This is a genomic window from Nosocomiicoccus sp. HMSC067E10, from assembly GCF_001810835.1.
GTDB classification, from domain to species: domain Bacteria; phylum Bacillota; class Bacilli; order Staphylococcales; family Salinicoccaceae; genus Nosocomiicoccus; species Nosocomiicoccus ampullae_A.
Genome location: NZ_KV802759.1, coordinates 19,469 through 26,234, shown reverse-complemented (window position 1 = coordinate 26,234; position 6,766 = coordinate 19,469). Strand labels below are relative to the sequence as shown.

Annotated in this window: 6 protein-coding genes; all 6 read right to left on the bottom strand. The window is 24.8% G+C overall.

The window, feature by feature from the left end:
* Positions 1-37: 37 nt before the first annotated feature.
* On the bottom strand, positions 38-262 hold the full coding sequence (locus tag HMPREF2767_RS02790; protein WP_070622552.1) for a hypothetical protein: 225 nt from the start codon (positions 260-262) through the stop codon (positions 38-40).
* Between the two features lie 373 nt (positions 263-635).
* A complete protein-coding gene (locus tag HMPREF2767_RS02785) occupies positions 636-2,348 on the bottom strand; it encodes an alpha/beta hydrolase family protein (protein WP_070458434.1) in 1,713 nt (570 codons plus the stop codon).
* Between the two features lie 26 nt (positions 2,349-2,374).
* Positions 2,375-3,652 (bottom strand): MFS transporter, encoded by a 1,278-nt coding sequence (locus tag HMPREF2767_RS02780; RefSeq protein ID WP_070458437.1) that lies wholly within the window; start codon positions 3,650-3,652, stop codon positions 2,375-2,377.
* Positions 3,653-3,665: 13 nt separating this feature from the next.
* A complete protein-coding gene (locus tag HMPREF2767_RS02775; RefSeq protein ID WP_070622551.1) occupies positions 3,666-6,284 on the bottom strand; it encodes a class III lanthionine synthetase LanKC N-terminal domain-containing protein in 2,619 nt (872 codons plus the stop codon).
* Positions 6,285-6,364: 80 nt separating this feature from the next.
* Positions 6,365-6,475, bottom strand: a complete 111-nt coding sequence (locus HMPREF2767_RS08925; protein WP_210388792.1) for a class III lanthipeptide — start codon at positions 6,473-6,475, stop codon at positions 6,365-6,367.
* An 89-nt stretch (positions 6,476-6,564) separates the two neighbouring features.
* Entirely contained in the window at positions 6,565-6,690 is a 126-nt protein-coding gene (locus HMPREF2767_RS08895) for a hypothetical protein (RefSeq protein ID WP_256374317.1), read from the bottom strand.
* Positions 6,691-6,766: the final 76 nt, after the last annotated feature.

Sequence of the window (6,766 nt, the reverse complement as noted above, 5' to 3'; positions counted from 1 at the left end):
AAGAAGTTTTTGTTATTCTATCTTATTGATATATATTTCATCTATCTACCAATGCTTTAAAAATATCAGCATCTTCTTTCAAAATGGAATTGACTTTATCCATATCTAAGTTTCCTTTTTTAACTTCTAAAGATATCTTATTATTATCTTCTATAAATCGTATTGTATCATTCACATTAACATCTAAAGCTTTTAATACATTATTAGGTATCTCGATATTAAGTACCCGATTATTAACTTTTAGTTCACTTAAAATTCTCACTTTTATCCCTCCGTTTTCATTTTTTATATAATAGAGAGTAATAATATTATATCATGAAATATTATTTATTAACTTATACGTACCTTTATTTAAGTTTAGTCTATCATCTAAATAATTTAAATATTTTCTACCACTCTTATTATTTTGAGTGTGTAGATGCTAGTATGCAAAGTAAATAAATATCCATCGAAACACGAAAAATAAAACTGAGTGAAAACGAACGGATTAAAGAAATGCATTCGCATTTCTATCATGTACTTATAAAATAAAGTATGAATTTTTACTAATAGTAACAACACGTAATACTACTGTAAGTAAAAAGTGCTACACTCTTATTAAGAGCATAACACTTAATTCAATAACATACTTAAAATTAATTAAAATATTCTCTAATAAAAGTATATATTTTTGTATAGCAATCAATTATATTATTATATTCATTTAGCCCATGACCTTCTTCTTCATAGCTAAGATGGTAAACTGGTACTCTTTTTTTTAATTTTTCTACGATATAATTTAAATCATCTTTGTTATTACGTATATCTTTACCACCAGAAATAAACATAACCGGGCTATCAATATTCGATATATGGTAGTAAGGAGATATTCTTTTTAAATGATCGGGATTCTCAGTAGGGTGGCCAATTTTTCTATAAAAAATATATTTATAGTTATCCCAAGACTCTGGTAAATTTTTTAGTGAATTTAACCAATTATAAACTCCAAATAAATTTATAGCAAATCTAAAAGTGCCAGGAAAAAAGGCAAGTGATGATAACGATAAAGTTGCACCATAACTAATTCCGATTATACCTACTTTACTTAAATCTATATTTGGATTATTTTTAAAATAATCTTTAGCTTCGATACAGTCTTTTAAGTCTTCAATTCCATGTTCTCCATCAATTGAATTTAGATAATCTTTACCATAACCGCTACTACCTCTATGGTTTATAGCAAATACTGAATATCCACTTAAACATAAAAATTGAATTAATATATCAAAATTTAAAATAAATTGCCCACCAGGGCCACCATGAACCAGAATTATTAATGGAGATTTGCTTTTATTCGATAAATATAGTTGACCATATATTGTTATTCCTTTTTTATTTTTATATTTTATAGGATTACCTTCAATAAAGATATTCTTATCATTAGTCATTCCAGTAACATTTGTTAACTTGGTAATACTGTATTTCTTTAAATTTATATTATATAGATCTCCAGGAGTATTACTCTTTTCTATTAAAACAACTAGATTTTTTTCATCATCAGAAAAACTTAAAGACTTTATTGTACCTTTAGGTAAAAAACTCATATCTAAAGCGGTATTACTTGTTAAATCATAAATATTTAATCTAAAAATACCATTCTCATTAGTGATATATGACAAATAATTATTACAAGGTGAATTTATAGCTAATATAATGTCCCAATGATGCTTATAAGTTTTTTTAACTTTTAATGTATTTAAACAAATCACTTTTAAATATTGATAATTATGATTATCTGTAGTTAAGATATACAGACAATCTTTGATAAAAAATTGTGGAACTCCATCATCTAAAATTTTTACAGAATTATTATTTAGATTTTCAATTTTAATTTTAGAATTACTATTTTTTAAATTACTTAAAATAATATTTTCACCATTATCAGAAATAGATAATATAATATCTTTATTTATATTATTAAAATGAAGTTTTATTTCTCCAGTTTGTAAATTTAAACTGTATACATCCATATATTTTTCATCTCTAATATTAGACTCAAAATATAAAATTTGATCTTCTTTGTTTAATTTTAAAAAATATGAATTTTGATTGGGCGTTAAATTTTGAATGTTACCATCTTTATACATATATATATTGCAAGTTTCATTATCTTTTTTTTCAAATATAAAATTATTATTTTTATTTATATAAGAGATTATCTTTATTACTTTATTACTAGAAAATAAAGCTTTTTTTTCCTTTGTCTTTAAACTAAGAGAATTAACAGTATATTTACCCTCAATCAATGAAGTATAAATAACATAGTTATTATTCATTGATATGTATTGAATTGCTTCAATACTATGCATTCTTTTAAGTAAATCAAGGTTAATTTTTACTCCTCCTTTCTTATCTCTAATTGATAATCATCATTCGCTTCATTAATAATATTAGTTTTAAGTAAAAAAATAGTTACAATTAATGTTAAAAAACCAGCAAATATATTGACTACAAAATATAACTCCAAGTCATAGAGCAAACCAAATATGAAAAAGCCTATTGGCATTGTCATCATAGAGAAAACAGAAATTAAAGAAAATACTCTCCCTTTCATAGAATCATCAATAGTTGTTTGATAGTAACTCATGATAGGTGTATTAACAAATTGAACACATAAAGTAATTAATATAAATAATAATGAAATCAAAATAGTATTTCCTATATCACTTAACTCTAAATATATTGGTAAAGGTAACAGAGCAATAATAATCGCAAATAACATGCTAAATATTTTAGCGATCGACAAAGGCTTTTCAAAAACTTTCACCGTACTAATAATCATGCCACCTAAAATAGTACCTACAGATAATGCCGCATAACAAAATCCTACTAAAGTTGAATTAAGTTCTAAAATATTGATGAGCATCTTAGCAGGCAATATACTAATTGTTGTCGTAACAAAGTTTATAAAGAATAAATAGATTATAATCATTTTAAGGATGCTACTCTCTTTAATATATTGAATTCCACCCGAAACATCTTTGAAGAATTGTTTTATACTCGAAATTTCTTCGTTTTTTTCCTCAATCTGATTCTGTTGTTTAAATTTTAAATTAAAGTCAAAACTTAATGCGATGATATTAAATACAATAAAAATCATAATCATTATTTCAAATGAAAAAATTCCAATTAAAGCACCTGCTATAATGGGTCCTAAAAGTGATGCAGATTCTGTTAGTATAGACGAGTATCCATATACTTTTTGAACTTTATCAACATTAAATAATGCAGTAATCGCTGACTGAAAAGCATTCCCAACAAAAGATCCTGTAATCGTCATTAGTGCCGTAGTAATATACAAAGCGATTAAATTAAATCCAAAATAGTATGTATAGACTAATAATCCTATTAATATAAGAGGATCAAGTGCTTCACCCAGGATAATTATACTTTTCTTGTTTCTAGAATCTGATATCACACCTGCTACTGGTAAGAATAATAGTGATATAAGAGTAAAAATTATTAAGTTAATAGACGAATATATAGCGGAACCAGTGTAATACATAATGTAAAACGATACTGCAAATGTATAAGTGTTACTACCAAAAGCAAGAAATGCGCGACTGAGTAAATATAAAATTAAGTTTTTATTCCAAAAACCTTCTTTAGTCATTATTTCACTTCCTTTAATCAAAATAACTGTCGATAAATACATAGTAATTACGATCATTATTATTAAATCTATTCATTAATTCAATTAAACCTGAACCACCATTACTATAATCACAGCCGTATTTATACATAAGCTGTCCTGGTAAATTTAATGTATTATCTTCATTTTCTTTTAATATTGAGAGCAAATTATCTAATAATGACAATGTATTTTTATTATCAAAATCATTAATGAAGAAATTTATATCATAATGAACATTTATTAATCCTGTAAGCCCTGAAAAAAGACTTAAATCAACAGAGAATTGTGATTCAATTCCTTTAACTAATTTTTCTAAAATTTTTTCATCAAAAATATCAGAGTTTTCACTAACATACCTTAAGAAAACAGCTAAAATCCCTGCCGTACCTGAAGAAAGATAAGGATAATAAATTGATGTCTTTTTATTTCGCTCCTCCGGATAAAGCCATGATTTTTCTATTTCTTTAAATTCATATAAATCTTTACATAAGATTTCATATCCATAATTAAAATATTTTTCTTGGCCAGTAGCTTTATATATATAGTAAAAAAGCAAAGCAATTCCTGTATATCCCTTGTTAAGTCCAATTTTTGAAATATATACAGGGTCTTTTTTATACAATTGCTCTATTATCCAGTCACACACTCTTTCAGCAACAGATAAATATTCTTGATTATTACAAATCAAATAACTTTTCAGTAAAGCAAGAGCTTTGCCTGCTAAACCATCTTCAATTGAAAAATTTGTTTCTTTATTATTAATAGAATTTTTAACGTTCTTTAATAATGAATTAATCAGTGGATTTACTGAATGTTCTTGTTCCTCGATATCTAAGTCTAATAATGTCCATATTATACCTGCTGTTCCATCTAATAAACTAAAATCTAATTGCTCTGAATTCATATATAGATTATATTGATATAACAAAAATTCTTTAATATTTTCAACATCAACTTTTATATTAGCATTAAGATTTTTTATTTTGTTTACTGAAAAAAGTACACCTGCTGTTCCAGATGCTAATCCTATATAGTTTTTTGCAAATGGATTTGAAGGGAACATTAATTCAAAGTCTTCTACTTTATTATCATCTATAAAATTGTATGCTTTTATTATTTTGTCTGAAATATTTAATTCTGATAAGGTTAAAGAATATTCCGGAAATTTAATATTATTTATCAACTTTTCCATTTCTATAAAAGATATATTACTAACAGATCCATAATATACTAAGTTTTTAATATAATTACAAAATTCTATTGGTATATTAAATTTTTTATTTAAAAACAATAAATGTCTTTCAATAAAACTATCATCAATAGTAGATAAATTTATTGTTGGACTCAACATATTAAATGCTAAATAACCTATGCTTTTATAATCTCGATTAACCGATAAGTTCACATCTTTCTCATCATGAAAACCTCTAGTACCGATTAGAATTTTTTCACCTGCTTCATTTAGATTAATTGCTCCATCTAAATCTATAATAGTAGGATTTAACTTCTCATCCAAAATTATATTTTCTGGACTTATATCATTAATTAATATATTATGTTTATGAACTTTTTTAATTAATTTTATTATTTTATTAATAATTATGAATATTTCTTTCAAATAATTTTTAAAAGTATCTAAGCCTTGTCTAGATTTTACAAAATAACTATTATTTAATAAATATTCCTTTACGGTTACACCTGGAACATAGGTTTCTACTATATAAGTGTGTTCCCATTCTTTAAAGATATCTATGGGCTTTGGAAACTCATTATCTGTAAAATGAGTTTGAAAATATTTTAAAAGTTTATATTCATTTTTTTTCATTTTTTCTGAATCAGTATTTTTGCCAAACTCTGCAGTATATGGTCTAGCTTCTTTTATTATAACCTTTTCATTATTGGTAAGATTCAATGCTAAATATGTTCCTCCAGCATTAGTGAATCTGATAGCTTTTTCTATTTTATATTTTTTTCCTAAATATTTAGGCTCATTATTAGGTGAAATAGGGAAGGGATCTTTAACCCATGTAGGTATTCTAAAAACAGGAGAACGATCATCAACAAATATTTGATTATCTGGACCGTATATAAGAGCACTTTTACTTTTGGGTAATATTTGTCCATAACGATAGTAAAGCACCTTATTATTATTAAATCTTCTATCTGTAAGTATGTATGGTCCAACATAATTTTTTAGTAACATATCCAAACCTTTTATATGCTCAAAAAATTCATCATTATTTCTTGGATATATCGTCATAAATTTACCAGAAGATCCTCTTTGAGCATTCTTGTTGTTCATTAGCTCAAAAATATAATCATCTAACCAAAATTTAAAAGAGATATTATTATCAAAACAATATTTAGATACAATAGATAATATTTCCTTGTTATTATGCTTAGATGCTGAAACGTGTATTTTCCATCCATGCTCTGGTAATTTTTCTTTTTTGGGTGAATATTGTATAAATATTCTATCCCTGATTGCTTGCCAATTATGTACATTATTTTTCTCAGTAATTTTAAAAAATGTTTTATCATAATTATAGAATCGTATAGGTAAATAAAATTTTTCATTAGCAATGAAATTTATAGTTGCCATACTATGCATATAATCACCTCGATATAATTAAAAGGGGGATTTTAATAATGAAATTGTCTTAAAAATTAAACTATTAATTTATCCGTAAACTAAGGTTTAACAATGCAAAGTGCACATGAATGACTATTAGAACTAGCAAAAGCTACTTCTTCTTGACTAGAATTAGTATTAAGTTCTTGCAGATTTAAAATGTATTCCATAATTATTCACCCTTTCTTCCCCCTTATTCTAAATAATATATCATAATGAAAGCGTTGTCTATATAATTTTAATGAAAATTCTGATTTTTTTAGATAAAACATAAAATATATCCTTGATTTAAAAGTGATGCTAATTTTTCTGTAAATGCCTGTTTTAAAATTTCTTTCACTTCATCATATTTATACAACTTCATATTTACTGTTTGTTTTCTCATATTACCTCCTAATATCTTATTGTTTATAGTATGTTAAGCACTCATACGAGTGCTTAACTTTAGTAATAGAAATAAA